Annotated in this window: 26 protein-coding genes and 1 tRNA gene; 8 read left to right on the forward strand and 19 right to left on the reverse strand. The window is 55.9% G+C overall.

The genetic code is table 11. The annotated features are described in order from the left end of the window. Positions 1-11: 11 nt before the first annotated feature. The 9 genes from HC757_RS02030 to punC form a co-directional block, all read right to left on the reverse strand. Positions 12-1,370: a c-type cytochrome gene (locus HC757_RS02030; RefSeq protein WP_169562600.1), complete on the reverse strand. Its 1,359-nt coding sequence runs from the start codon at positions 1,368-1,370 to the stop codon at positions 12-14. A 267-nt stretch (positions 1,371-1,637) separates the two neighbouring features. Beyond that, a complete protein-coding gene (locus HC757_RS02035) occupies positions 1,638-2,195 on the reverse strand; it encodes an NAD/FAD-utilizing enzyme (protein ID WP_169562602.1) in 558 nt (185 codons plus the stop codon). 252 nt (positions 2,196-2,447) lie between these two features. Further along, on the reverse strand, positions 2,448-3,638 hold the full coding sequence (gene prpF / locus HC757_RS02040; protein WP_169562603.1) for a 2-methylaconitate cis-trans isomerase PrpF: 1,191 nt from the start codon (positions 3,636-3,638) through the stop codon (positions 2,448-2,450). A gap of 99 nt (positions 3,639-3,737) precedes the next feature. Further along, positions 3,738-6,347: a Fe/S-dependent 2-methylisocitrate dehydratase AcnD gene (gene acnD / locus HC757_RS02045; RefSeq protein ID WP_169562605.1), complete on the reverse strand. Its 2,610-nt coding sequence runs from the start codon at positions 6,345-6,347 to the stop codon at positions 3,738-3,740. A gap of 135 nt (positions 6,348-6,482) precedes the next feature. Beyond that, positions 6,483-7,607, reverse strand: a complete 1,125-nt coding sequence (prpC, locus tag HC757_RS02050) for a bifunctional 2-methylcitrate synthase/citrate synthase (protein WP_169562606.1) — start codon at positions 7,605-7,607, stop codon at positions 6,483-6,485. Between the two features lie 95 nt (positions 7,608-7,702). Continuing rightward, positions 7,703-8,581, reverse strand: coding sequence for a methylisocitrate lyase (prpB, locus tag HC757_RS02055; RefSeq protein WP_169562608.1), 879 nt, complete (start codon positions 8,579-8,581; stop codon positions 7,703-7,705). Positions 8,582-8,626: 45 nt separating this feature from the next. Further along, positions 8,627-9,286: a GntR family transcriptional regulator gene (locus HC757_RS02060; RefSeq protein WP_169562610.1), complete on the reverse strand. Its 660-nt coding sequence runs from the start codon at positions 9,284-9,286 to the stop codon at positions 8,627-8,629. Between the two features lie 490 nt (positions 9,287-9,776). Next, positions 9,777-9,867: transfer RNA gene (locus HC757_RS02065), tRNA-Ser, on the reverse strand. A gap of 108 nt (positions 9,868-9,975) precedes the next feature. Then, positions 9,976-11,187, reverse strand: coding sequence for a purine nucleoside transporter PunC (punC, locus tag HC757_RS02070; protein ID WP_244623001.1), 1,212 nt, complete (start codon positions 11,185-11,187; stop codon positions 9,976-9,978). 142 nt (positions 11,188-11,329) lie between these two features. Here punC and punR point away from each other — a divergent pair, with 142 nt between their 5' ends. The 6 genes from punR (at position 11,330) to HC757_RS02100 (ending at position 14,543) form a co-directional block, all read left to right on the forward strand. Then, entirely contained in the window at positions 11,330-12,232 is a 903-nt protein-coding gene (gene punR, locus HC757_RS02075) for a DNA-binding transcriptional activator PunR (RefSeq protein WP_169562612.1), read from the forward strand. Positions 12,233-12,389: 157 nt separating this feature from the next. Further along, positions 12,390-13,049 (forward strand): Bax inhibitor-1/YccA family protein, encoded by a 660-nt coding sequence (locus tag HC757_RS02080; protein WP_169562614.1) that lies wholly within the window; start codon positions 12,390-12,392, stop codon positions 13,047-13,049. Between the two features lie 121 nt (positions 13,050-13,170). Next, positions 13,171-13,560 carry a sulfurtransferase complex subunit TusD gene (tusD, locus tag HC757_RS02085; RefSeq protein WP_169562616.1) on the forward strand — a complete coding sequence of 130 codons (390 nt, stop codon included), beginning with the start codon at positions 13,171-13,173 and terminating at the stop codon, positions 13,558-13,560. 1 nt (position 13,561) lies between these two features. Next, positions 13,562-13,918, forward strand: coding sequence for a sulfurtransferase complex subunit TusC (gene tusC, locus HC757_RS02090; protein ID WP_169562617.1), 357 nt, complete (start codon positions 13,562-13,564; stop codon positions 13,916-13,918). Next, a complete protein-coding gene (tusB, locus tag HC757_RS02095) occupies positions 13,918-14,199 on the forward strand; it encodes a sulfurtransferase complex subunit TusB (protein WP_169562619.1) in 282 nt (93 codons plus the stop codon). Before tusC ends, tusB begins: the two co-directional genes overlap by 1 nt. After that, the gene (locus tag HC757_RS02100) at positions 14,196-14,543 is read left to right on the forward strand and encodes a TusE/DsrC/DsvC family sulfur relay protein (protein WP_169562621.1); all 348 of its coding nucleotides are present in this window, start codon (positions 14,196-14,198) and stop codon (positions 14,541-14,543) included. Before tusB ends, HC757_RS02100 begins: the two co-directional genes overlap by 4 nt. An 82-nt stretch (positions 14,544-14,625) precedes the next feature. Here HC757_RS02100 and HC757_RS19100 read toward each other — a convergent pair whose 3' ends face one another. The 7 genes from HC757_RS19100 to lrp all read right to left on the reverse strand — a co-directional run bounded on the left by HC757_RS19100 (position 14,626) and on the right by lrp (position 21,867). Next, a complete protein-coding gene (locus tag HC757_RS19100; protein ID WP_280520970.1) occupies positions 14,626-14,748 on the reverse strand; it encodes a hypothetical protein in 123 nt (40 codons plus the stop codon). An 18-nt stretch (positions 14,749-14,766) separates the two neighbouring features. Next, the gene (gene serS / locus HC757_RS02105) at positions 14,767-16,053 is read right to left on the reverse strand and encodes a serine--tRNA ligase (RefSeq protein WP_169562623.1); all 1,287 of its coding nucleotides are present in this window, start codon (positions 16,051-16,053) and stop codon (positions 14,767-14,769) included. 18 nt (positions 16,054-16,071) lie between these two features. Continuing rightward, complete coding sequence (gene crcB, locus HC757_RS02110) at positions 16,072-16,446, reverse strand: fluoride efflux transporter CrcB (RefSeq protein ID WP_169562625.1); 375 nt, start codon at positions 16,444-16,446, stop codon at positions 16,072-16,074. After that, the gene (locus tag HC757_RS02115; RefSeq protein WP_169562627.1) at positions 16,439-17,770 is read right to left on the reverse strand and encodes an AAA family ATPase; all 1,332 of its coding nucleotides are present in this window, start codon (positions 17,768-17,770) and stop codon (positions 16,439-16,441) included. The genes crcB and HC757_RS02115 overlap by 8 nt, the downstream gene beginning before the upstream one ends. Further along, positions 17,767-18,426: an outer membrane lipoprotein periplasmic chaperone LolA gene (gene lolA, locus HC757_RS02120; protein ID WP_425313939.1), complete on the reverse strand. Its 660-nt coding sequence runs from the start codon at positions 18,424-18,426 to the stop codon at positions 17,767-17,769. The genes HC757_RS02115 and lolA overlap by 4 nt, the downstream gene beginning before the upstream one ends. A 15-nt stretch (positions 18,427-18,441) precedes the next feature. Continuing rightward, complete coding sequence (locus HC757_RS02125; RefSeq protein WP_169562631.1) at positions 18,442-21,042, reverse strand: DNA translocase FtsK; 2,601 nt, start codon at positions 21,040-21,042, stop codon at positions 18,442-18,444. 312 nt (positions 21,043-21,354) lie between these two features. Beyond that, positions 21,355-21,867 carry a leucine-responsive transcriptional regulator Lrp gene (gene lrp / locus HC757_RS02130; RefSeq protein ID WP_169562633.1) on the reverse strand — a complete coding sequence of 171 codons (513 nt, stop codon included), beginning with the start codon at positions 21,865-21,867 and terminating at the stop codon, positions 21,355-21,357. Between the two features lie 181 nt (positions 21,868-22,048). Between lrp and ald the strand changes: the two genes are divergently transcribed. Together ald and trxB are read left to right on the forward strand one after the other, a co-directional pair. Continuing rightward, on the forward strand, positions 22,049-23,161 hold the full coding sequence (ald, locus tag HC757_RS02135) for an alanine dehydrogenase (RefSeq protein WP_169562635.1): 1,113 nt from the start codon (positions 22,049-22,051) through the stop codon (positions 23,159-23,161). 152 nt (positions 23,162-23,313) lie between these two features. Further along, positions 23,314-24,267, forward strand: a complete 954-nt coding sequence (gene trxB, locus HC757_RS02140; RefSeq protein ID WP_169562636.1) for a thioredoxin-disulfide reductase — start codon at positions 23,314-23,316, stop codon at positions 24,265-24,267. 140 nt (positions 24,268-24,407) lie between these two features. Here the strand turns inward: trxB and rplT are convergent, their stop codons facing one another. From rplT to infC, 3 genes are all read right to left on the reverse strand, one after another. Then, positions 24,408-24,764 (reverse strand): 50S ribosomal protein L20, encoded by a 357-nt coding sequence (rplT, locus tag HC757_RS02145; protein ID WP_006081652.1) that lies wholly within the window; start codon positions 24,762-24,764, stop codon positions 24,408-24,410. Positions 24,765-24,780: 16 nt separating this feature from the next. Beyond that, positions 24,781-24,975 (reverse strand): 50S ribosomal protein L35, encoded by a 195-nt coding sequence (gene rpmI / locus HC757_RS02150; RefSeq protein WP_011496149.1) that lies wholly within the window; start codon positions 24,973-24,975, stop codon positions 24,781-24,783. Positions 24,976-25,060: 85 nt separating this feature from the next. Beyond that, entirely contained in the window at positions 25,061-25,603 is a 543-nt protein-coding gene (infC, locus tag HC757_RS02155) for a translation initiation factor IF-3 (protein ID WP_169562812.1), read from the reverse strand. Positions 25,604-25,606: the final 3 nt, after the last annotated feature.

The raw sequence follows: 25,606 nt of genomic DNA on the forward strand, positions 1-25,606 counted from the left end.
GCTGTTATCCGTTAAGGGGCCGGCAAGCTATTCAAGTAGGCCGCCACTGCCTCGACGGCCTGTTCGTCCTGCAGTAACCGCGACATCAACACCATCTGGTTGCCATAGGTATCTTGCTGATGGGCGCCGCGGATCTGCTGCTGAAAATGCTTCAGTTGGCGCTTGAGATAGGCCGGTTGCTGCCCCGACAACGCCGGTGCATTGAGGGCGAACTTGCCCTCCCCCTGGTCGCCGTGGCAATAGGCGCAGTTGTGGTACAGCTGCTGGCCTCTGTCGTTAGCCATGGACGGTGAAGCGCCATTGGCCGGCGCCGGCAGGGAGGCGATATAGGCAGAGACATCTTGGATGTTGGCATCGGTCAAAGTCGCGGCCATCGCGGCCATTTGTTGGCCATAGGGATCTTTTTCAGTGGCCCCCCGCACCTTGTTCCTGAAATAGCCAAGTTGGCGCTTGAGATACCAGGCGTGCTGCCCCGCCAGCTTAGGGGCACTCAAGTTGTCATTCCCTTCGCCTTCGCTGCCATGGCACGCGCCGCAGACCTTGTACACTTGCTTGCCCAGCGCCAGATCGCCTGCGGGAGCCTGCATGGACTGGGCGAAGGTGACTTGCTGCGCCAACCAGGCCTGGTAGTCCTCCTGAGAGTCGACCACTATATGACCGCGCATGGTGTAATGCGCCATGCCACAGAGTTCCTGGCACATGAGTTCGAAGCGACCTATCCGGGTCGGCGTGAACCAGAGGTAGGAGACTATGCCGGGTACCAGATCCATTTTTACCCTGAACTGGGGCACGGAAAAGTCGTGCAGTACGTCCTTGGATCTGAGCACTACCTTGACCGGATGGTAAGCCGGAATATGCATCTCATTGCTGCTGATCAGTATATCGTCCATCCCGGCACTGTCCTTGGGATTGATGCCGAAAGGGTTCTTTTCATCGATCAATTCGGTCGAGGTTTGCCCCAGTACGCCGTCTTTGCCCGGCAGCCTGAAGCTCCAGAACCACTGCTGGCCGACGGCTTCAAACAGCCTTGCATCCTCAGGCACAGTGACAAACTTGGCCCAGACAAATAATCCGGGCGCCAGCATGGCCGCCACCCCCAGGGTGGTTCCCAATACCAGCCAGCCCTCGAGTCGCTTATTTTCCGGCTCATAATCGGCGCGTTGATCTTTGTGGAAGCGATAACGGTAAACCGCATAGGCGAGAAAGACATTGACGGCGACGAAGACAATGCCTGTTACCCAGAAAGTGATCTCTATGGTGTCGTCTATGGTGCCCCAATTCGAGGCCAAGGGAGTGAACCACCAGGGACTGGCAAAGTGAAAGATCAGTGAGCCTGCCACGAGTAAGAGGATCACTATTGCTATTGCCATAACATCCATCCCTATGAGAAGACGAAGCCAATCGTGATGAGCAGTGACCAAGTTATGGAAGGACCTTGCCACTACCCTCATCTTCGTCTTGGAAGGTGTTGGAAAACAATACATTGGCAACGCCGGAATGCTCAGTTTCGCTCAGTACAAAGCCACTGAAATGCATGTGGTTTTTGTTGGAAAACTAGTATTAAGATAGGTCATAAACGGCGGGTTTTCCAAACGCCAAGGAAAAATAAGGCACCCGTGACAGGTGCCTTAAACCGCTTAGGGCATGCGCTTCATGAAGTTGTGGTAGATATCCTGCCAACGAACGACCCATCTTGGGGTGGCAGAACCTGTGCCTACTGCATGCAGGTGGGGATGGGCCAGGATGACCCGGGTGAAGGAAGGCTCCTGCTCGGGATCCACGTCGACAAAAAAAACGTGCCGGCCCTTATGGAGCATGTTCTGAAAACGCTTGAAGTTAACATTGGGGATCTGAATGCCGATGAAGCCCCCCTCCCAGGTACAGAAGCCCAGGACGACAACCGCCAGGAAGATGAACGGCAGCCAACCGGCGGCGCTCTCGGTCCAACCCAAGGCAAAGGCGACAAACAGGACCAGGGCCGCGCCTATGGTGCCTATGACGGCGCCTATTTCGGTGGAGTGCACCACATCCTGTTTCAACACGGGTTCGACTTCGTGCAGGCGATGGGTCTCCACATCGCCATCTTTCTCGCTCAGTATATGTATCTGTGGCTCGGTAATGCCCTCCGCCTCCAACTCTTGTTCTACCTTTTCCAGATCATCAAGATCGTCAGTGACGTAATAGTACCTTAACATGACGTGCTCCAACTCTCCTGAGCCTTGAAATCAACATTTCCCTGCCTGCGTCCGAGTGATGTAACGAGGAACTGCGGCTATGTCGGTCGGCTCGGCTAACTCGTATAAAGAGTATAGCAGTTGCTTGCCCCGCCTTGCTCCGGCCGGCATCCGGGCAAAATAAAGCCGGCGGGATTTTAATCGCCGCCGGCTTTATGAGTCGAGAAATATGAGTCGAAAAATGTGAGACGAAAAGTCTGTTGGCCGGGAAGCTTAAAACGCATCCCCCGGCACCCGCACCCAACCTTCCATCAGCACTCGGGCCGAGCGGCTCATGATGGCCTTGGTCACAGTCCATTGGCCGTCTGTGAGCGCCGCCTCGGCGCCGACTCTCAGGGTACCGGACGGATGGCCGAAACGCACCGCGCTCGGCTGACCGCCACCGGCGGCGAGATTGACCAGAGTACCGGGCACGGCCGCCGCCGTGCCTATGGCCACGGCACAGGTGCCCATCATGGCGTGATGCAATTTGCCCATGGACAGGGCGCGCACCAGCAGATCTGTGTCTTCTGCCGCTATCGGCTTGCCACTGGAGGCCACATAGGCCGAACTCGGGGCCACAAACGCCACTTTTGGCGTGTGCTGGCGGCTTGCCGCCTCTTCCAGATGGCTGATTAGCCCCATCTGCAGCGCGCCGTGGGTCCGTATGGCCTCGAATCTCGCCAGCGCCACCTCGTCGTTGTTGATGTCATCCTGCAGCTCTGTGCCTGTGTAGCCCAGATCGGCGGCATTGACGAAGATGGTGGGAATGCCTGCGTTGATCATTGTGACCCTGAGCCTACCGCCGGCGACGACCTCTTCCGGTACTGTCAGCTCTTCTACCAGATGCCCCGTGGGGAACATGGCACCCTCGCCGTCGGCGGGATCCATGAACTCCAGCTGCACCTCGGCGGCGGGAAAGGTGACGCCGTCGAGCTCGAAGTCGCCGGTTTCCTGCACCTCGCCGTCTGTCATGGGCACATGGGCTATGATGGTCTTGCCTATGTTGGCCTGCCAGATGCGGACCTTGGCCATGCCATTTGCCGGCAGTCTGGCCTCGTCCACCAGGCCGTTGGCGATGGCGAAGGAGCCGACGGCGGCGCTCAGGTTGCCGCAGTTGCCGCTCCAGTCGACGAAGGGCTTGTCGATGGCGACCTGACCGAAGAGGTAGTCGACGTCGTGATCCGCCTTGTCGCTCTTGGACAGTATCACTGTCTTGGAGGTCGACGAGGTGGCGCCGCCCATGCCGTCTGTCTGCTTGCCGTAGGGATCCGGGCTGCCTATGACCCGCAGCAGCAGCGCATCCCGGGCAGGCCCTGGCATCTGCGCCGCCTCGGGCAGGTCCTGCAACCGGAAGAACACGCCCTTGCTGGTGCCGCCACGCATGTAAGTGGCGGGGATCTTGATTTGTGGTGTATGAGGCATAAATTTCCCCTGTATTCTGTTACAAAAACATGGCGGTATATCCCTATACCGCCAATGTCCTTGTCACTGTCATTGAGTGACGCTTATTGACACTAGTGTCTATTGACCGTTGGCCTCGAGGAAGTCCTGGGCGAAACGCTGCAACACGCCGCCGGCGTCATAGATAGACACTTCCTCGGCGGTATCCAGGCGACAGGTCACGCTCACTTCGACACGCTCACCGTTTTGGCGATGGATAACCAGTGTCAATGTGGCACCCGGCGTCGGCTTGCCTTCGACATCGAAAGTCTCGGTGCCATCGATTTCCAGGGTGTTGCGATTGACTCCGGGCTTGAACTCCAACGGCAACACGCCCATGCCCACCAGGTTGGTTCTGTGAATGCGCTCAAAGCCTTCGGCGACTATCACTTCCACCCCGGCCAGACGCACGCCCTTGGCGGCCCAGTCACGGCTGGAACCCTGGCCATAATCGGCGCCGGCTATGATGATGAGCGGCTGCTTGCGCTCCATGTAGGTCTCTATGGCTTCCCACATGCGCACTACCTTGCCCTCTGGCTCGATACGCGCCAGGGATCCCTGGCGCACGCTGCCGTCGTCTTTACGCACCATCTCGTTGAACAGCTTGGGGTTGGCGAAGGTGGCACGCTGGGCCGTCAGGTGATCGCCCCTGTGGGTGGCGTAGGAGTTGAAGTCTTCCTCCGGCAGGCCCATCTTGTGCAGGTATTCACCGGCGGCGCTGTCGAGCATGATGGCGTTCGATGGCGACAAATGATCTGTGGTGATGTTGTCACCCAGTACCGCCAGCGGGCGCATGCCCTTCATGGTGCGCTCACCTGCCAGTGCCCCTTCCCAGTAGGGCGGACGGCGAATGTAAGTGCTCTGTGGACGCCAGTCGTACAGCGGATTGACCTTGTCGCCATAGTCGACGCTCAGGTTGAACATGGGCTCGTACACCTTGCGGAACTGCTCCGGCTTGACGCTGCTCTCGATCACAGCATCTATCTCGGCATCGTCTGGCCAGATGTCCTTGAGGGTCACTGGATTGCCTTCTTTATCCAGGCCCAGCACGTCTTTTTCTATGTCGAACCTTATGGTGCCTGCGATGGCGTAGGCCACTACCAATGGCGGCGAGGCCAGGAAGGCCTGCTTGGCATAGGGATGGATGCGGCCGTCGAAGTTGCGGTTACCGGACAGCACGGCGGTGGCATACAAGTCGCGCTCGACCACTTCTTTTTGTATGGCAGGATCCAGGGCGCCGCTCATGCCGTTACAGGTAGTGCAGGCGAAACCCACTATGCCAAAGCCCAGCTGTTCCAGCTCAGGCAGCAGCTTGGACTCTTCCAGATACAGCTGCACCGCCTTGGAGCCGGGGGCCAGGGAGGTCTTGACCCAGGGCTTGCGGGTGAGACCTTTGGCATTGGCGTTGCGCGCCAGCAGGGCGGCGGCAATCACGTTGCGCGGGTTGCTGGTGTTGGTGCAGCTGGTGATGGCGGCTATGATGCAGGCGCCGTCCGGCATCAGGCCGGGCTCGTTCTCCACCACACCCGAGATGCCGCGCGCGGCAAGCTCACTGGTAGGTACCCTGGCGTGAGGGTTGGACGGTCCCGCTATGGTGCGCACCACGCTTGACAAGTCGAAGCTCAGAGTGCGTTCGTATTCGGCGTGTTTCAGGCTGTCGGCCCACAGGCCCGCCTCCTTGGCATAGGTCTCAACCAGCTTGACCTGCTTGTCGTCACGACCGGTGAGGCGCAGATAGTCTATGGTCTGCTTGTCTATGTAGAACATGGCCGCGGTGGCGCCGTATTCAGGCGTCATGTTGGAGATGGTGGCCCGATCGCCCAGAGTCAGGTGGGCGGCGCCCTCGCCGAAGAACTCCAGATAGGAAGATACTACCTTCTGGGCGCGCAGGTATTCTGTCAGTGCCAGCACTATGTCGGTTGCGGTGATCCCGGGTTGCGGCTTGCCCGTGAGCTCGACCCCTATGATGTCCGGCAGGCGCATGTAGGAGGCGCGGCCCAGCATCACACTCTCGGCTTCCAGGCCGCCGACACCGACTGCGATGACGCCGAGCGCATCCACGTGTGGTGTGTGGCTGTCTGTGCCCACCAGAGTATCCGGGAAGGCGATGCCACGGCCGTTCTCATCCTTCTGGGCATGGATCACCGGCGACATCTTCTCCAGGTTGATCTGGTGCATTATGCCGTTGCCCGGCTGGATCACGTCGACATTCTTGAACGCCGTCTTGGTCCAGTTGATGAAATGAAATCTGTCTTCGTTGCGTCTGTCTTCTATGGCGCGGTTCTTCTCGAAGGCGTCCGCCTCGAAGCCGCCGTGTTCCACCGCCAGCGAGTGATCGACGATCAGCTGGGTCGGCACCACGGGGTTGACCTGGGACGGATCGCCGCCCTTGCCGGCGATGGCGTCGCGCAGACCGGCGAGATCCACCAAGGCCGTCTGGCCAAGGATGTCGTGACACACGACGCGGGCCGGGAACCAGGGGAAGTCCAGGTCGCGCCTGCGCTCTATCAGCTGCTCCAGCGCAGGCTTAAGCATGGCGGGATCGCAGCGGCGCACCAGGTTCTCCGCCAGCACCCTTGAGGTATAAGGCAGGCCAGCGTAGGCGCCCGGCTTGATGGCATCGACCGCGGCGCGGGTATCGAAGTAATCCAGCTCAGTGCCGGGTAAGGCCTTGCGGTATTCGGTATTCATAAACTCATCCACAGAATAGGTTCGGGAAATGCGCCATGGGTCATGGCTGTACGTGCAAGGACGGGCAGCCTTGGGCTACCCGTCCTGAGCCGGCACTCATAGTCGCATCTCTGGGTCTGTCCAGCGCTTTGGCGACTATCTGGCGCCTATTGGGACGACTTTTCTTGGCTCTGGGCCAATATAGTCGGCGCTCGGACGTATGATGCGGTTGTTGGCACGTTGCTCCATCACGTGGGCCGACCAGCCTGTCACCCGTGAACACACGAAGATGGGGGTGAACAGCTTGGTGGGAATACCCATGAAGTGATAGGCGCTGGCGTGGAAGAAGTCGGCGTTACAGAACAGCTTCTTGGCATCCCACATGAACTCTTCACAGGCGACCGAGATGTCATACAGGGAGGTGTTGCCGAATTCCTTGGCCAGCTTCTCGGACCAGGCCTTGATGATCACGTTGCGGGGATCCGACTCGCGGTAGATGGCGTGACCGAAGCCCATGATCTTCTCCTTGCGCTCCAGCATGCCGGCCATCTGTACCTTGGCATCCTCGGGCGAGTCGAACTTCTGGATCATGTCCATGGCCGCCTCGTTGGCGCCGCCATGCAGCGGGCCACGCAAGGAGCCTATGGCACCCGTGACGCAGGAGAACATGTCGGACAGGGTCGAGGCGCATACCCTGGCGGTGAAGGTGGAGGCATTGAACTCGTGCTCTGCGTACAAGATCAGCGACACGTCCATCACTCTGCGGTGCAGATCCGATGGCGTCACGCCATTGAGCAGCGTCAGGAAGTGGCCGCCCAAGGAATCTTCATCCGTGTTGCAGTCGATTTCGACGCCGTCATGGCTGAAGCGATACCAGTAACACATGATCGCCGGGAAGGCGGCCAACAGACGGTTGGCCGCCTGGTTTTGCATGGCGAAGTCGGTTTCCGGCTCCAGGTTCCCCAGGAAGGAACAACCGGTACGCATCACATCCATGGGATGGGCGCTGGCGGGAATGAGTTTGAGCACCTCTTTCAACGCCTGTGGCAAGTCGCGCTGGGCCTTGAGTTCTGTCTTGTAGGCAGTCAATTGTGCCTGATTGGGCAATTCGCCGTTGAACAGCAGATAGGCCACTTCTTCGAAGCTGGCGTTGTCGGCCAGATCCGACACGTCGTAACCACGATAGGTCAGGCCTGAGCCGGATTTACCTACGGTACACAGGGCCGTTTCACCGGCGCTCTGGCCACGAAGACCGGCACCACTGAGTTTCTTATCTACCATAATGCATTCCTTTTCTTGTTTCTGGGCCCGGGTTCAGAAAACCCGGGCGTAGGGATTTTTAAGCTAATAGTTTGTCGTGACGCTTTAGTGTCAGGCTACTTGTTCTTGCCTTCGGCAAACAGGCTGTCGAGTTTGCGCTCATACTCGTGGTAACCCAGGTAATCGTAGAGTTCCATTCTTGTTTGCATGCTATCGAGCACGGCTTTTTGATCACCGTTTTCAAGGATAGCCTTATAGACAGTTTCGGCGGCCTTATTCATGGCGCGAAAGGCGCTCAGGGGGTAGAGCACCATGTCAACGCCCCACTCGCCCAACTGCTTAGTATTCCACAGCTCCGTCTGGCCGAATTCTGTGATGTTGGCCAGGATGGGCACATTCAACGCCTCGGCAAAGGCGCGGTAGTGCTCTTCGGTTTGCACAGCTTCGGCGAAGATACCGTCGGCACCGGCGGCAACATAGGCCTTGGCGCGTGCTATGGCGGCGTCCAGGCCTTCCTGGGCGAAGGCATCGGTACGGGCCATGATGAAGAAATCGGGATCCGTACGGGCATCGACGGCCGCCTTGATACGGTCGACCATCTCCTCGACAGAAACGATTTCCTTGTTGGGTCTATGGCCGCAGCGCTTCTGAGCCACCTGATCTTCCAGGTGCACCGCGGCGGCGCCGGCTTTCTCCATGTCGCGTATGGCCTTGGCGATGTTGAATGCCCCGCCCCAACCTGTGTCTATGTCGACCATCAGCGGCAGATCACAGGCAGAGGTAATGCGCTGCACGTCAACCAAGACATCGTTGAGCGAGGTCATGCCCAGATCCGGCAGGCCGTAGGAGGCGTTGGCGACCCCGCCACCGGATAAATAGATGGCCTTGTGACCTATTTGCTTGGCCATCATGGCCGTGTATGCGTTTATGGTGCCAAGGATCTGTAACGGCTTGTTGTCGGCCAATGCCTGACGGAATTTCTTGCCTGCGCTCATATATTCCTCTCTTCTGTCGGTGATTTGGGGATTGGGGCTAGCCCGCTAGTTAACTAACTTTCTTTCGATATTGCTCTTCGAATACCAGATGTGCCGCCGCATCAACATTTCTGCCAGTTCGGCATCCCGGTTGGAAATGGCCTGCACTATGTGTTTATGTTCATCGAATGCCGTGGTGACCCTGGGCCCAGCCATTCCCAGCTGTACCCGGTACATGCGCACCAGATGGTAGATGCCATCGAATAACAGGGAAATGAGGTGACTGTTCTTGCTGCCGAGAATGATGCGATAGTGGAAGTCGACGTCACCCGCCTCTTGATAGTAGGACTCGCCGGTTTTCACTTCATCGAAATGGGAACTGAGCAGGCTATTGAGATCGGCAATTTCCTGATCCGTCATGTTTTGGGCCGCGAGTCTCGCCGCCATGCCTTCCAGGGATTCCCGCACCTGATACAGCTGATCCAACCCCTCGGGCGTCAAGGCCACGACCCTGGCGCCGATATTGGCCTTGCGTTCCACTATGCGGCAGGACGCCAGGCGATTGATGGCTTCGCGAATGATGGCGCGGCTGACGGCATATTTTGTCGACAACTCGGTTTCGCTCAGCTTGGTTCCCGCCTGGATGACACCTTCGACAATATCGGTTCGCAGCTGAATAAAGGTCTTGTCCGCCGCGGTAACCGGCTGTTCACTCGCAAATGTCATACGGAAGTTCATCATTTAATTAACAAGGTTGTCGACAATGTAGGCGCATATTGGCGATTGGTCAAGTATAAACCCGGGATATTGTCGACAAAGTGAGTGTAACAGTCGATGTACAGACTCACAGACCGGCCGGTTGCGGCAGGAGACTAAACGCATGGCAGCCATGGACCCATACTGAGGAAAGCGCTGCTTTCGTATAAGACATTGGTTATCGGGTCTTTATATGCCGGCTCGCAGATCTCGCCTGCCAGGTTTCAAACGCAGAGAGGCGCCCTGCTGGTGGCCCTGGCTCTTGGGCCTTGAGGTTCGCATACGAGAAGGGCCGTCATTGCTGACGGCCCTTCTCGTTGAATACAGTCGTTGAATATGGCGGAGCAGCAGGATTTAAAGCCTGCATGAAGGTGCTATAAACCCATGCCTGCTTTAAGGTCTGCTTTAAGATTCACATACAAAAAAGGCCGTCATTGCTGACGGCCTTTCTCGTTGAATATGGCGGAGGAGCAGGGATTTGAACCCTGGATGGGCTATAAACCCATGCCGGTTTTCAAGACCGGTGCATTCAACCACTCTGCCACCCCTCCGAACGAGGCGCATATTATAAGTAAGGCGCGCCACTGTAAAGCAGTATTTTATAAATCGGCGCCGACTGCTTAACTTATGTGCAATAGGCGCCCCCTTAGCCTGGTTTGTCAGGCACCCAGGTCGGCGCTGCAGCCCTGTAGCGGCAGATTGGCGACACTTTTAGCCTTCTCTTTGAGCATGAAACCCAGCAACACCAACAAGGCACAACCCAAGATCCCCAGGCCTATGGTGCGTTCGCCCTGCTCTGCCCAGACGGCGACCAGACTGGAGGCGCCGAAGGCGATGCTGATCTGCAGGAAGTTTTGTAACCCGGCGGCCTTGGCGGCAGACTGAGTAAATTGCTGCAGCGCATTGTTGACCACGATAGGATAAGTAGCGCCGTTGGCGGCGGCCAATACAGAGAAGGCGATCAGCAGCGGGAAAATGCTTGCCGTCGGCAGCAACAGGGTAAAAATCACTATGGCGGCAACACAGCTGCCGAAGATGGCCAGGAGTATGCTCAGGGTCTTGTCGGCACCGATCCGCTTGATCAGAGATTTGCTGGCGTAGCCACCGACGATGAACATTATGGTCTGGGGGATGAAGCTCAGGCCGATTTCAGTCGCCTGATAGCCATGCTGTTCCATCACTATGGGCCAGAGGGTCAGGTAGGCGAAGAAGGCCGCCGAACAGGCACCGAAGATGATCACATTGCCGAGATAGGCGCGGTTTGCCAGCATCTGCAGGTAGCCGACACTCGCGGGTTTCTCCCCATGGTGCGCCTTGCGTGCGGGCACCAGATACCAGGTCAAGAGCACCAGCAGGAGGGCGATGGCACACAGGGCGATGAAGATGCTGCGCCAATCGAAGGCATTCAATATGCTGGCACCGACGATCGGGGCCAGTGCCGGCGATAGGGCCACCAGTGGCATTATGTTGCTGAAGATCCCCTGAGCCTTGTCGGCATCATACTGCTCTATCACTATGGCTTGCCAGATGACGGCGGCGCTGCAGGCGCCGAGTGCCTGGAAGAAGCGACCCAGGTTGAGCATGAGGATGGATTCGCTGTTGGCAATCGCCAGGCTGGCCAGGGCAAACAGGACTAAACCGCCGATCAGAGCGGTGCGCTTCCCGAATCTATGCACCAGGGGACCATAGAGCAACTGGCCGATAGCCAGCCCCGCCAGGAAGCAAGTCAGGGACATGGCCACTTGTGACGGGCTGGCATCGAATGTGCCTTCAATTGCTTTGAATGCTGGTAAATACATGTCTGTAGCAATGAATCCCAGCATGCTCAGCAATGCCAGGTAGCAGAGAAAGATAAAAAATTTCATATTCATTACGGTATCGCTCGTTAAATTCGGCAGCAAGAGTGCTGGTTTGGCAAAATAGCTCTGCAGTCTAATAACTTGCCAAAGCCATGGGAAACGTTTATTTTTGATGACTGCAATCAAATATTCTCATGGCAATGGAAGGCGGCATATGCTCTCAGAACAAGCACTGGAACTCATAGACATAGTTGCCCGGGTCGGCAGTTTCACCGCGGCGGCGAACAAGCTGCATAAGGTGCCTTCGGCCGTCAGCTATGCGATCAAACAGATAGAGGAAGAACTGGGGGTGATGCTCTTCATCCGCCATCATCGCAGCGTCAGCCTGACCCCGGCCGGTGAACACTTCGTCAGGGAGTCCCGTGCCGTGCTGCAACATTTGGATGAGATCAAGCGCGGCACCCAGAGAGTCGCCAACGGCTGGCAACCAACCCTGTCCATCGCCCTGGATAACATAGTGCGGGCGGATCGTATCAGCGTGCTGATCGCCGATTTCTACCGTCACTTCCAGGACATAGAGCTCATCATACGCATAGAAGTGTTTAACGGCGTGTGGGAGGCCCTGGCCACGGGCCGCAGCGATGTCGCCATAGGTGCGACCACCGCCATCCCCGTGGGTGGCGTGTACCAGTATAAGGACATGGGCGAGATAGAGTGGGCCTTCCTGGTCAGCAAGCACCATCCCCTGGCAGAGATAGACAGGCCGCTGACGGACGATGAACTGCGGCCCTTCCCTTCCATCTGCCTGGAAGACACCTCGCGGGAGATCCCCAAGCGGCTCACCTGGTTGCTGGACAATCAACGCCGCTTGGTGGTACCCGACTGGATCCGCGCGATAAACTGCTTCCGTGAAGGCCTGGGTGTCGGCTATATGCCGGCTCATCTGGCGAGCGCTTTCATCAAGGCCGGCGCCCTGGTGGAAAAACAGCTGGAACGACCACTCGCCGTCAGTCCCTGCTGCCTGGCCTGGAATGCCGACAAGATGTCACCGGCACTGGCCTGGGTGCTCGACTACCTGGGCGATACCGACAAGTTGCATCGTGAGTGGCTGGCTTAAAGCATATTAACTGACTGAAATTAATGGCGGCGCTTTAACAAGCATGCGTACTCGGGTATTATCGAGTCTGTATCTAGCCGAGGGTGCGTTGAGCCATTGGATCAAATCCATGGCGGCTTCCCGGCTGTCAACCTTAGCTGTGTCAACGGAGAGAATCATGACCCAAGAAACACTTTATGCCGGCCGCGCGTCCACACTGGAAGTGAACAAGCTGCTGAAAAATACTTATATGTTGCTGTCCATGACACTGGCCTTTTCCGCCCTGTGTGCCGGCCTCGCCATGGCACTGCAGATCAGCCCCATGATGTCGCTGGGCCTGTCTATCGGTGGCCTGGTGCTGCTATTCGTGACCTTGCGCAAGGCAGAATCTGCCGCAGGTATTTTCTGGGTGTTTGCCTTTACCGGTATGGAAGGCGCCTCTTTGGGGTATATCCTCAATCATTATGCCGGCATGGCCAATGGCCCGGCACTGATAATGCAGGCGCTGGGATTGACCTCGGTGATCTTCGTTGCCCTGTCGGCCTATGCCTTAACCACCAAGAAAGACTTCTCTTTCCTGCGCGGTTTCCTGTTCGCCGGCCTGATAGTGGTTATCGCCGCCGCCGTGCTTAACTTATTCATCGGCAGTGGCGTGGTGTTCATGGCCATCAATGCCGGCGTGGCGTTGCTGATGACCGCCTTCATCCTGTTCGATACCAGCCGCATAGTTAACGGTGGCGAGACCAATTATATCCGTGCAACCATCTCCCTGTATCTGGACTTCCTCAACCTGTTCATCAGTATCCTGCACTTGATGGGCATAGGCGGTGATGATTGATCCCAAATCACTAAATTTGCGCTAAAATGGCCCGCTTGAGGGCCATTTTTTATGGCAGATGATTTCATGCCCCCAGATTTCAAGGCAGAGTGTTTATGACAGAAAGTCCAAGAGTGTTGCCATGAGTAAATTTATCGTGCAGGTGAACTCGCCCGCCTATGGCTCGGCCGCGAGTATGAATGCCTATCGCTTCACCAAGGCGGCGCAGGCGCAGGGCCACAGCGTCATCCGGGTGTTTTTCTACCAGGACGGCGTGTTTAACAGCAATGCACTCAACTGCCCGGCTTCGGATGAGTTTGACCTGACCCGGGCCTGGACCGAACTGGCCAATGACACGGGGCTCGAACTGGTCAATTGCGTCTCGGCGGCGCTCAGGCGCGGCATTCTCTCCGAGCAGGATGCCCGCGAGAATGCCAGGGAACACTGGAACCTGGCGTCGCCCTTCGTCATGGGCGGACTGGGCGAGCTGGTGACAGGCATAGAACAGGCCGACAGAGTGGTGAGTTTCTAGTATGAAGAAATTATGCATAGTGTTTCGCCGCGCTCCCCATGGCACCGCCCATGGCCGTGAGGGACTGGATCTGGCGCTGCTCAGCGCCAGCTTCGAGCAGGAAGTGAGCTTGATCTTCATGGACGAAGGTGTTCTGAACCTGTTGAAACAGCAGCAGCCCGAACTCATAGGCGCCAAGGACTACATAGCCACCTTCAAGGCCCTGCCCCTGTATGATGTCGAGACAGTGCTTGTGTGCAAGCAGTCTCTGGCTGAATTGGGCTTGAGCGCAGGTCTGCTGTCCATTCCTGTGACTGTGTTCAATCACGAGCAAATAGCCGGCCATTTGGCTCAGGCAGATGAGGTCCTGGTCTTCTGATGATACTCCACCATATTCAAACGTCCCCGAATAACGACAGCGCGCTCAAGCTATGCCTGCGTTATGCCCGCAAGGAAGACACTATTCTGCTGGCGGGCAATGGCGTCACTGCCCTGTTGCAACGTCAGTGGGCCATGGCGCTGTCACCCTTCAAGCTCATGTTGCTGCAACAGGATGTGCAGGCCCGCGGCCTGGGCGAGCTGTTGAAGGATTTTACGCAGATAGACTATGCCGACTTCGTCGATCTGTCACTCAGTCATACCAAGGTGATCAGCTGGTGAGTCATACAGAGAGTTATATCGAATATCAAGGCAAACAGATAGCCACGGATCCCCAGGGTTACCTGAAGAATGTTGCCGACTGGAATGAACAAGTTGCCGAGGTTATTGCGGCGGCCGAAGACATAGAGCTCACCCCGGCCCATTGGGAAGTGATACATTTCGTGCGTAACTTCTACCTGGAATACAAGACCAGCCCGGCGATCCGTGTGTTGGTCAAGGCGCTGGGCCAGGCATTGGGGCCGGATAAGGGCAACTCCAAATACCTCTACACCCTGTTCCCTATCGGTCCGGCGAAACAAGCGACCAAGATTGCCGGCCTGCCGAAACCGGCCAAGTGCCTCTAGCCCTGATCTCCATGGGTCAGGCAACGGCGGCAGGCAAGGCAAATTGAGATAAAAAAAGCGCCGAACTCGTGTCGGCGCTTTTTTAGTAGAGGTGTTGCAGCACCAGCCAGAGCGCTTTGCCTAAGGTCGTCAACATGACCCCTGAAAACAGGCTTATGATGACGACATAGGAAAGCCAGCGAAGATAACGCTGACCCTTGTCCATCGAATATCAATCAACTCCTTAGCCGATCTTATCGATGCCGCCCATGTAAGGACGCAGTACCTCTGGCACTGTGATGCTGCCGTCGGCATTCTGATAGTTTTCCAGTATGGCCACCAGGGTGCGGCCGACCGCCAGACCCGAACCGTTGAGGGTATGGAGCAAGGCCGGCTTGTTATCCGCCTTGTTGCGATACCGCGCCTGCATTCTGCGGGCCTGGAAATCTTTCATGTTGGAACAGGAGGAGATTTCCCTGTAGGTATTCTGCGCCGGCAACCAGACCTCAATATCGAACGTCTTGCTGGCACCGAAGCCCATGTCGCCCGTGCATAAGATCACTGTGCGGTAAGGCAGGCCGAGCAGCTGCAGCACTTTCTCTGCGTGACCGGTCAAGGCGTCCAGGGCGGCCATGGAATCTTCGGGCTTAACCAGTTGCACCAGTTCCACCTTGTCGAACTGGTGTTGACGTATCAGACCCCGGGTGTCTTTACCATATGAGCCGGCTTCGCTGCGGAAACAGGCGGTCAGCGCGGTCATTTTTATCGGCAGTTCGTCTTCATCCACTATGGTGTCGCGTACCAGGTTGGTCAGCGGCACTTCGGCGGTCGGGATCAGGCTCAGGCCCTGACCCTCTTCGGTAGCGGGTTGGGTGTGGAAGAGATCTTCACCGAACTTGGGAAGCTGACCCGTGCCCAACAGGCTGTCGGCATTGACTAACAGGGGCACATAAGTTTCCCGGTATCCATGCTGCTCTGTATGCAGATCCAGCATGAACTGGCCTATGGCACGGTTCAGGCGGGCAATCTGGCCTTTCATCACGATGAAACGCGAGCCGGTGATCTTCACCGCACTCTTGAAGTCCAAACCTTGCAGGGCCTCGCCGAGATCCAGATGATCTTTCACCTCGAAATCGAAGCTGCGCGGCGTGCCCCAGCGGCGCACTTCGACATTGTCGTTCTCGTCTGCACCCAGTGGCGCCGACTCGTCCGGCAGGTTGGGCATGCTCATGGCGATGGCGTTGATCTCTTCCAGCAGCGCCGCCAGTTCGTGCTTCTTGGCGTCCAGCTGTGAACCGAGATCCCCGACCTGGGCCATGATGGCGGCAACGTCTTCGCCGCGGGCCTTCGCCTGACCTATGGACTTGGAGATGGCGTTGCGCGAGGCCTGCAATTCTTCGGTGGTGACTTGCAGCGATTTACGCTGCTCTTCCAGCTTCTGCAAGCGTTCAACATCGAGAGTAAAGCCCCGGCTGGCAAGTCGGGCGGCCGTGGCTTCGAGTTCGTTACGTAAGTATTTAGGATCTAACATGTTTTATATTCTTTATGGTTAAAGGCGCGAAAAAATCAGTTGTTGACCCAAGTACACCATGAATAGACACAGACTCAGGTTAAGCACTACATTCATAATCGCTTTCAACAACTGGCCCTCCTGCATCAGCAGCAAGGTCTCGTTGGAGAAAGTGGAAAACGTCGTCAGGGCACCGAGCAGGCCGACACCGACTAAGGCTTTCAATTCCGGGCTGACATGTGTTGCCTGCCCCAAGGCATAAATCATGCCCATTGAAAATGAGCCTAAGATATTGACCAACAGTGTACCAAAAGGAAAACCACTGCCAAATAGCTGAAACATCAATATTGAAACAAGATAGCGCAAAACCGCACCGATCGAACCGCCAAGCGCGACAAAAAGCAAATTAATCATAACGTTTTGTCTCGCTGTCGCTGTCCCACTGCGCCAATTGTGCCAATTTATCCCTGATACGCTTCTCGAAACCGCGCTCGGTCGGATAGTAGAAACGCGCCTCCTGCAGCGCAGGTGGAAAATAGTTTTCACCACTGGCATAGGCATGGGGTTCATCGTGGGCATAACGGTAGCCCTCTCCCATGCCCAGCTCCTGCATCAACTTGGTCGGCGCGTTGCGCAGGTGCAGCGGCACGGCTTCCTGACCCGTTTCCCGCGCCAGGGCGCGGGCGGCCTTGAAGGCGGTATACACGGCATTGCTCTTGGGGGCACTGGCGAGATAGACGATGGCCTGGGCTATGGCCCGCTCGCCTTCGGCCGGGCCGACTCGATGGAAACAATCCCAGGCGTTGAGGGCTATGGTCATGGCGGCGGGATCTGCGTTGCCGACATCTTCCGAGGCGATGGCCAGCAGGCGTCGGGCGACATACAGGGGATCGCCGCCGCCTTCGAGAATGCGGCAATACCAGTACAGGGCGGCGTCCGGCGCCGAGCCGCGGATGGACTTATGCACCGCCGAGATCAGATCGTAGAACTGATCGCCATTCTTATCGAAGCCCGCCAGTTGATGGCCGGCCACCTGGGACAGGTGGCTAACCTCGAACTCGCCGCCATCGGGCAGCATGTCACTCATCAGCTCGATGAGGTTGAGCGCCTTGCGCGCATCGCCATCGCATAACTTAGCGAGTTTTTCGCTCACCTCCCCCGGCATGGACAGGCAGCGCTGGCCCAGTCCCCGATCGGCATCGGCCAAGGCCTGGGCCACTATCCGGGTGATCTCGTCCTTACCCAGGCGTTTAATCAGATAGACCCGCGCCCTGGATAACAAGGCGTTGTTGAGCTCGAACGAGGGGTTTTCCGTGGTGGCGCCAACGAAGATCACCGTGCCGTCTTCGATGAAGGGCAGAAAGGCGTCCTGTTGGCTCTTGTTAAACCTGTGGACCTCGTCGACGAACAGCAAGGTGCGCTGTCCGCGGGATTGGGCCACGGCTTTGGCCTGCTCAATCGCCGCGCGTATTTCTTTCACCCCGGAGCTGACCGCCGAGATGCGTTCGACATGGGCATTGGCATAATGGGCCACCAATTCCGCCAGTGTGGTCTTGCCGGTACCAGGAGGTCCCCACAGCAACATGGAGTGCGCCCGGCCGGCCTCGAGCGCCTGGCGCAAGGGTTGTCCCTGGCCAAGCAAATGGGCCTGGCCTATGTATTCCTCCAATACCCTGGGGCGCATTCTTGCGGCCAGGGGACGAAAGTCGGGGGCAAAATCGAAACTTAAGCTGCTCACTGCTTTACCTGAACCTCGGGGTTCCGGCGTTGATCGTCTATGTCGACATCCGCCGGCGCACTGAAGTGGAATAGCGCCATCTCGCTGTCTTGCATGGGACGTTGCTCGCTGAGCCGGAAACGGCTCAGGTTGCCCTGTTCATCCTCGATACGAAAATCCGTCAACAACTTGGCCTCGAAACACAGGTTGACCGCCTGCACACTGGTATCGGTCGCCTTGGGACGAATGGCGAAACACTCGTGGGCCGGATCATCGTCAGACACGTCACGGCTGACATCATATTGCGCCCAGGTTTGCGCATCCCTGTGTACCAGCAAGGCGATGGGCGAAGCCTGTATCGCCTGATCCATGTCCATCAGAGTGACTTCTTCGGCGAAGGGATTATAGATCCACAGTTCTGTGCCATCGGCGACGATCAAAGACTCATCCGGGGCCGTCAGGTGCCAGTAAAACTGGTTGGGATAAGCCAGGGCGAACACACCGCTGCCCTGTTGGATCAGCTTCTGATTGACGTCCATTACCGTCTGCTGGAACTCGGCCCGCAGGGAGGACATATCCGTCAGCCTGGCTCTGAGCAGCTCGGCATCGTCGGCCCAGACGTATGTCTGGGTCATAAGGGGAATTGCGAATACTAATGCTTTGAATAATTTAGTCACTCTCAACCTCAGTCGTTAAAAATTTTTAGGTGGCGGCGGTGCCAGCACTTCACGGTTACCGTTGTGCCCCTGGGAGCTGACTATGCCCTGCATTTCCATCTGCTCTATGATACGGGCCGCCCTGTTATAGCCTATCTTGAATTTACGCTGCACGCTGGAAATCGAGCCTCTGCGGGTCTCGGTGACGAAGGCGACGGCCTCGTCGTAGAGGGGGTCCAACTCATCGTCCCCTTCGGCGGCTTCACCCGGCAACAGCACTTGCTCGCCATCGTTGGCTCCCTGCAATATATCCTCTATGTACTGGGGCTTGCCGCGGGCATGCCAGTCGGCGACGACCTTATGCACTTCATGGTCGTCGATGAAGGCGCCATGCACCCGGGTGGGAACACTGGTGCCCGGCGGCAGGTAGAGCATGTCGCCCATGCCCAGCAGTGTCTCGGCACCCTGTTGATCCAATATGGTGCGAGAGTCTATCCGTGAGGATACCTGGAAGGCCATGCGGGTGGGAATGTTGGCCTTGATGAGGCCGGTGATCACATCCACCGAAGGTCTCTGGGTCGCCAGGATCAGATGTATGCCGGCGGCACGGGCCTTCTGGGCGATACGGGCGATGAGCTCTTCGACCTTCTTGCCGACGATCATCATCATGTCGGCAAACTCATCGACCACCACCACTATCGATGGCAGTTTGTCCAGCTCTGGGGCTTCCGGCTCCATGCTGTCCGAAGACTTCCACAGCGGATCCAGTATGGCTTCGCCGCGGGCCTTGGCCTCGGCGATTTTCGCATTGTAGCCCTTGAGGTTACGCACACCGAGCGCCGACATCAGCTTGTAGCGCCGCTCCATCTCCCCCACACACCAACGCAGTGCATTGGCGGCTTCCTTCATGTCGGTCACCACTTCACACAGAAGATGGGGAATGCCTTCGTACACAGACAGCTCCAGCATCTTGGGATCTATCATGATGAAGCGCACATCTTCCGGGCCGGACTTATACAGCAGGCTGGTGATCATCACGTTGACCCCGACCGACTTGCCCGAGCCCGTGGTACCCGCCACCAAGAGGTGCGGCATCTTGCCGAGGTCGACCACCACGGGATCGCCGGAAATGTCCTGCCCCAACACCATGGTCAGATTCGACTTATTCTCGGTGAAGGCGTCGCAGTCGAGTACATCACGCATATACACGGTTTCACGGAACTTGTTCGGCAACTCCAGACCCACATAGGCCTTGCCCGGGATCACTTCGACCACCCGCACACTCTCGGCCAGCAGAGAGCGGGCCAAATCCTTGGAGAGGTTGGAAATCTTGGACGCCTTCACCCCGGGGGCCAATTCGAGTTCGAAACGGGTGATCACTGGGCCTGGATAGACGCCGACCACGTTGGCTATGATATTAAAATCGGCCAGCTTGGTTTCGACCAAACGGGCGACCAGATCCAGCTCGGCCTGGCTGATGGGATTCTTCTTGCGATCCGGCACGTCGAGCAAGTTGATGCTCGGCAGAGGTTCCATGGGCTCGCTGCGGCTCTGGAGCTCGCCCTGGTTGGGCAATACCACTATGCCGTCGACTATCTTGGCTTTGGTTTCCTGGGGCTTGGCAACTTGCTTGCTGCGCTGCGCCAGACTGACGGCACCGGTCGATGCCTTGGTATCGAAATCTATGTCTGTGATGACCTCATCGTCATCATAATCTGCGCCCTCATCGCGGGCGGTCCAGGGAGGCGTGGACCCTGTTGCCGACTCGGGACTAAACTCAGGCTTGGGTTCCAACTTGGGTTCTATCCTGAGGTTCTGCTTCAGGCGGTTGACAGACAAGAGCTCGCGAATGCCGGATCTGGGCTTGTCAGCACTGTCCTGAATGTCCTGCGTTTCAGCCGCTTCGTCATAGACCTCATCATCCGCCTCATAGCCGCCGTCTGCTACCTGCGTTTGGCTATGGCGATGCTGACGGAATTTATCGACCACGGACATGAAGCCACGGGTATCCTCAGTCTCGGCCGGCCGCCTGAAATAACCCGGGATACGGCGCAGGAAGCGAAAGCCCCGGATGGCGGCGAACCCGGTCAACTCGACGACTGTGACCCAGCTGATGCCCGTCAGCAGGGTGAAACCGGCGCCGACGAAGCATAGCAGCAGCAAGGTTGTGCCCAGCTGATTGAAGTAAGGCAACATGGCCTGGCCTATCACATCTCCGGCAACTCCGCCGGCGGAGAACTCGTAGATATCGTTGGCGTTCATGCTCGCCAACGCCGCCAGGCTGAGCACCACCAAGAGGAAACCTATTAAACGTAAACCCACGGAAAAATAGTCAATTTCCAGTAGCTTATGGGCACGTTTGAAGATGAGCCAGCCGGTGGCGGCGGTGATCATGGGGATCAGATAGGCAGTAAAACCGAAGAAATACAGCAACACATCGGCCAGCCAGGCACCGACGGCCCCAGTGAGATTTTTAATCTCGCCTTGAAAGTGTGACTGACTCCAGCCCGGGTCGACAGGATCGAAACTGGTCAGGGCCAAAAGGATATAAGTCGCCACCATGCAACATAAAATGAGGCCGCCTTCCAGCAGGCGCTGCAGTCCGCTGAGCGTAGATACACTATTTTCCTGAGACAAACGAAGAATCCATAAAATGATGAAAACAGGTGTCGTAACGATACCAGAATCTTAGTGAATGTGCAGCGAATTAACTTGTGTTCACGACAAATCAGGGGTATCAAGCGGGAAAATTGGGTTTTAGTCAATTTGCGATCGGGGGATGGGCGCTAAAAGGCTTGTCAGACAGTGATTTCCCGGCGCTTGCCTCGAAAGCCGCTGCCGTATGCTTTCACTCTTTAGTCTGGGTATTGGCGCGGATAACCCGGATGCCAGGCTGTAAAAACACAAAAAAATAAGGGGCCCAGGGCCCCATATTTATAAACCTGATTATCAGGCGCTTGTGGCTTCTGATAACTGGTTTATAGCGACCCTGCTGGTTTGTTTGACTTCTTCCATGACGACATAGGTACGGGTGTCTGAGACGGCAGGTAACTTCAACAGTGTTTCTCCCAACAGGCGACGATAGGCTGACATGTCTGAAACACGGGTTTTCAGCAAGTAGTCAAAGTCACCCGAGACCAGATGACATTCTTGAATGTCGTCCAGGAATTGCACTGCGCGGTTAAATTTGTCGAAGACTTCGGGAGTATCACGGCTTAAGGTGATCTCGACGAATACCAGGAGTGATGCGCCCAAGAAATGGGGATTGACCAAGGCGGTGTAGCCATTGATGTATCCTTGCTTTTCGAGTCGTTTTACCCTTTCCAAACAAGGGGTTGGACTAAGCCCTACCCTTTTTGACAATTCGACATTTGAAATGCGACCATCAAGTTGAAGTTCGTTAAGAATGTTACGATCGATGCGATCCAAGTCTTTTACAGGACTCTTTTTATTATATGCCATTATATTTGACCTTGTTTTATTACTAAAACAACATTTTCTTCTTCGTATGTCGAAAGTTCAGCAGCATAAACTGCATCCGGGATACTATACTAGATATCCCTGAATTAATCACGTTCAGGCCACGATAAAATAACAAATATGCCCATATTTACTGGGTTTTCAAGCAACTGAGGCTCGAAAGATGATAATTGGTGTTCCTAAGGAAATCAAAAACCACGAATACCGTGTTGGCATGGTACCTTCCAGCGTTCGCGAACTGACCCTGAAAGGCCATGAGGTTTTTGTTGAAACAAATGCAGGCACTGGTATCGGTTTTACCGACCAGGATTATATCGATGCAGGCGCACAGATCTTAGCCACTGCGGCGGAAGTGTTTGCCAAAGCCGATATGATAGTCAAAGTAAAGGAGCCCCAGGCAGTTGAACGCGCTATGTTGCGTCACGACCAGATCCTGTTTACTTATCTGCATTTGGCGCCAGATTTACCCCAAACTGAAGATTTGCTCAAGAGCGGTGCAGTTTGTATCGCCTATGAAACAGTCACCGATGACCGTGGCGGCCTGCCCCTGTTGGCGCCTATGTCTGAAGTGGCCGGTCGTATGTCTATCCAGGCCGGTGCCATGGCGCTGGAAAAATCCATGGGCGGCCGCGGTATGTTGCTCGGCGGTGTCCCGGGTGTTGAACCAGCCAAAGTTGTCATCATAGGTGGCGGCATGGTGGGCACCAACGCGGCGCAAATGGCTGTTGGCATGGGCGCAGATGTCGTAGTACTGGATCGCAGCATAGACGCACTGCGTCGCCTGAACGTCCAGTTCGGTTCGGCCGTTAAGGCCATCTACTCGACTGCCGATGCCATCGAGCGTCACGTTATCGAAGCCGACTTGGTTATCGGTGGCGTCTTGGTACCAGGTGCTGCAGCACCTAAACTGGTGACCAAGGAAATGATCCGCCGCATGAAGCCAGGCAGCGCCATCGTTGACGTGGCCATAGACCAAGGCGGTTGTGTCGAAACTTCCCATGCGACGACACACCAAGATCCTACCTATATCGTCGATGAGGTAGTGCATTACTGTGTGGCTAACATGCCGGGTGCGGTTGCCCGTACTTCGACCTTCGCCCTGAATAACGCCACTCTGCCATACATCATCAAGTTGGCGAACCAAGGTTATAAGGCGGCCCTGTTGAGCGACAAGCATCTCCTGAACGGTCTTAACGTGATGCACGGTAAGCTGACCTGTAAAGAAGTTGCCGAAGCGCTGAGCCTTGACTACACGGCCCCCACTGCACTACTGTAACCCAATACAGATCAAGTGAAGGGAGCTCTCGAGCTCCCTTTTTTTCGATCGGGTTTTCGATTAGAGCAATCTAAAATAACGACAAGACAGCGCTTTACCCCTACAGGTAAATTCTCTAAAATCGCTGCAATTTGCAAAGGCGGAGAAACAAGATGAGCCAAGCCAGACACAGTAACTTATTAATTTTGGGCTCGGGCCCGGCGGGCTACACAGCGGCCGTTTATGCTGCCCGTGCCAACCTTAAACCTGTGATGATCACAGGCATGCAGCAAGGCGGTCAGTTGACCACCACCACGGAAGTTGAGAACTGGCCAGGCGATGCCGATGACCTCACAGGCCCGGCGCTGATGGAACGTATGCAGAAGCATGCTGAGAAGTTTGACACAGAAATCCTGTTCGATCACATCAACGAAGTGACCCTGACTGAACGCCCTTTCCGCCTCAAGGGCGATAATGGCGAATACACTTGTGATGCCCTCATCATAGCCACGGGTGCCTCGGCCAAGTACCTGGGCCTGGAGTCGGAAGAAGCATTCAAGGGCCGCGGCGTATCTGCCTGCGCTACCTGTGACGGTTTCTTCTATCGCAACCAAAAGGTTGCCGTCATAGGCGGCGGTAACACAGCCGTCGAAGAAGCCCTGTACCTGAGCAACATCGCCTCTGAAGTGCATCTCATCCATCGTCGTGACACCTTCCGCTCGGAGAAGATCCTCATCAATCGTCTGATGGACAAGGTCGCCAACGGTAACATCATACTGCACCTGGATAACACCCTGGACGAAGTGCTGGGTGACAACATGGGGGTGACGGGACTCAAGATGAAGAGCACCAAGGACGGCGCCATCACTGAGCTGGACGTCGCCGGGGTGTTTGTGGCCATAGGCCATAGCCCCAACACAGGGATCTTCGAGGGTCAGTTGGATATGAACCATGGCTATATCAAGGTTCAGAGCGGCCTCAACGGCAATGCGACTCAAGCCAGCATCGAAGGCGTATACGCCTGTGGCGATGTGATGGACCAGCATTACCGTCAGGCCATCACTTCTGCCGGCACGGGTTGTATGGCGGCGTTGGATGCCGAACGTTACCTGGATGCCCAGAAGTAATACCTAGAACCTATGGTTAACGATAGCAGGCGCTGGCCTGCTATTTTTTTAGCCCTGCCAAATGGCCGTTGCCGATCGCCATTTTTGGCCACAAAAAAAGGGACCATTCGGTCCCTTCTTTAAAGCACATCACTAATTTCTTAGTTCAAAGCTTCTTTTGCTTTTTCAACTAAAGTTGCGAATACAACTTTGTCGAAAACAGCTATGTCTGCCAAAATCTTACGATCAATTTCGATAGACGCCTTCTTCAGACCGTTGATGAAACGGCTGTAAGACAGACCATTTTGACGAGCCGCTGCGTTGATACGTGCAATCCACAGTTGACGGAATTGACGTTTTTTCTGACGACGGTCACGGTAAGCATATTGACCAGCTTTAGTTACTGCCTGAACAGCAACACGGTAAGTACGGCTACGAGCGCCATAATAACCTTTGGCTAGTTTTAAAACTTTCTTGTGACGAGCACGAGCGGTTACACCACGCTTAACTCTTGGCATTTTCTAATCTCCTAAATTAAGCGTATGGTAACTGACGCGCGATTGCTGGAACGTCAGACTTAGCAACTAAACATTTTGCACGTAAGTGACGCTTACGCTTAGTGCTTTTCTTGGTCAAAATGTGACGTAAATGTGCTTGCTTACGCTTGAAACCATTGGCGGTTTTCTTAAAACGCTTCGCTACACCCTTGTCTGTTTTCATTTTAGGCATTTGCTAAAACTCCGCATTGGGATATTAATAAAACGTAAGGCGAGCAAAGGCCACGAGTGGCCTTTGCTACTTTAGGTTTGCCCTACTATTTCTTTTTAGGCGCTAACACCATGATTGCTTGTCGACCTTCCATTTTCGGGAAAGATTCAACAACCGCACATTCTTCCAAATCGGCCTTGATACGGTTCAACAGAGCCATACCCAGGTTTTGGTGTGCCATTTCGCGACCTCGGAAACGCAGCGTGATTTTCGCTTTGTCCCCGTCTTCCAGAAAACGTATCAGGTTGCGTAGTTTTACCTGATAGTCGTTTTCGTCAGTTCCAGGACGGAATTTGATTTCCTTAACCTGAACCTGTTTTTGCTTCTTCTTTTGTTCTTTCTGGGCTTTCGCCTTATCAAAAAGATACTTACCGTAGTCCATTATACGACAGACTGGAGGTTCAGCATTTGGACTGATTTCAACGAGATCGACTCCCGCCTCGTCGGCCAAATTCTGAGCATCTTTGATGCTTACCACACCAATAGCTTCACCATCAATGCCGGTTAAACGTACTTCTGGTACGCCTGTTATTTCTTCATTGATTCTATTAGGGGCCGGCTGACGCCCTGCTGTTTTTTTGATCTTTATGAC

Source organism: Shewanella salipaludis, assembly GCF_012911865.1.
GTDB classification, from domain to species: domain Bacteria; phylum Pseudomonadota; class Gammaproteobacteria; order Enterobacterales; family Shewanellaceae; genus Shewanella; species Shewanella salipaludis.

Bases quoted from the DNA above. Each gene is read 5' to 3' on its own strand.
- HC757_RS19100 (WP_280520970.1), bottom strand. From the start codon at position 14,748: ATGGACAAGGGTCAGCGTTATCTTCGCTGGCTTTCCTATGTCGTCATC.
- HC757_RS02080 (WP_169562614.1), top strand. From the start codon at position 12,390: ATGACCCAAGAAACACTTTATGCCGGCCGCGCGTCCACACTGGAAGTG.
- tusD (WP_169562616.1), top strand. From the start codon at position 13,171: ATGAGTAAATTTATCGTGCAGGTGAACTCGCCCGCCTATGGCTCGGCC.
- rplT (WP_006081652.1), bottom strand. From the start codon at position 24,764: ATGCCAAGAGTTAAGCGTGGTGTAACCGCTCGTGCTCGTCACAAGAAA.
- trxB (WP_169562636.1), top strand. From the start codon at position 23,314: ATGAGCCAAGCCAGACACAGTAACTTATTAATTTTGGGCTCGGGCCCG.
- punR (WP_169562612.1), top strand. From the start codon at position 11,330: ATGCTCTCAGAACAAGCACTGGAACTCATAGACATAGTTGCCCGGGTC.
- tusB (WP_169562619.1), top strand. From the start codon at position 13,918: ATGATACTCCACCATATTCAAACGTCCCCGAATAACGACAGCGCGCTC.
- lrp (WP_169562633.1), bottom strand. From the start codon at position 21,867: ATGGCATATAATAAAAAGAGTCCTGTAAAAGACTTGGATCGCATCGAT.
- HC757_RS02060 (WP_169562610.1), bottom strand. From the start codon at position 9,286: ATGACATTTGCGAGTGAACAGCCGGTTACCGCGGCGGACAAGACCTTT.
- rpmI (WP_011496149.1), bottom strand. From the start codon at position 24,975: ATGCCTAAAATGAAAACAGACAAGGGTGTAGCGAAGCGTTTTAAGAAA.
- acnD (WP_169562605.1), bottom strand. From the start codon at position 6,347: ATGAATACCGAATACCGCAAGGCCTTACCCGGCACTGAGCTGGATTAC.
- HC757_RS02035 (WP_169562602.1), bottom strand. From the start codon at position 2,195: ATGTTAAGGTACTATTACGTCACTGACGATCTTGATGATCTGGAAAAG.
- prpF (WP_169562603.1), bottom strand. From the start codon at position 3,638: ATGCCTCATACACCACAAATCAAGATCCCCGCCACTTACATGCGTGGC.
- ald (WP_169562635.1), top strand. From the start codon at position 22,049: ATGATAATTGGTGTTCCTAAGGAAATCAAAAACCACGAATACCGTGTT.
- HC757_RS02030 (WP_169562600.1), bottom strand. From the start codon at position 1,370: ATGGCAATAGCAATAGTGATCCTCTTACTCGTGGCAGGCTCACTGATC.
- punC (WP_244623001.1), bottom strand. From the start codon at position 11,187: ATGAATATGAAATTTTTTATCTTTCTCTGCTACCTGGCATTGCTGAGC.
- prpC (WP_169562606.1), bottom strand. From the start codon at position 7,607: ATGGTAGATAAGAAACTCAGTGGTGCCGGTCTTCGTGGCCAGAGCGCC.
- serS (WP_169562623.1), bottom strand. From the start codon at position 16,053: ATGTTAGATCCTAAATACTTACGTAACGAACTCGAAGCCACGGCCGCC.
- crcB (WP_169562625.1), bottom strand. From the start codon at position 16,446: ATGATTAATTTGCTTTTTGTCGCGCTTGGCGGTTCGATCGGTGCGGTT.
- tusC (WP_169562617.1), top strand. From the start codon at position 13,562: ATGAAGAAATTATGCATAGTGTTTCGCCGCGCTCCCCATGGCACCGCC.
- prpB (WP_169562608.1), bottom strand. From the start codon at position 8,581: ATGAGCGCAGGCAAGAAATTCCGTCAGGCATTGGCCGACAACAAGCCG.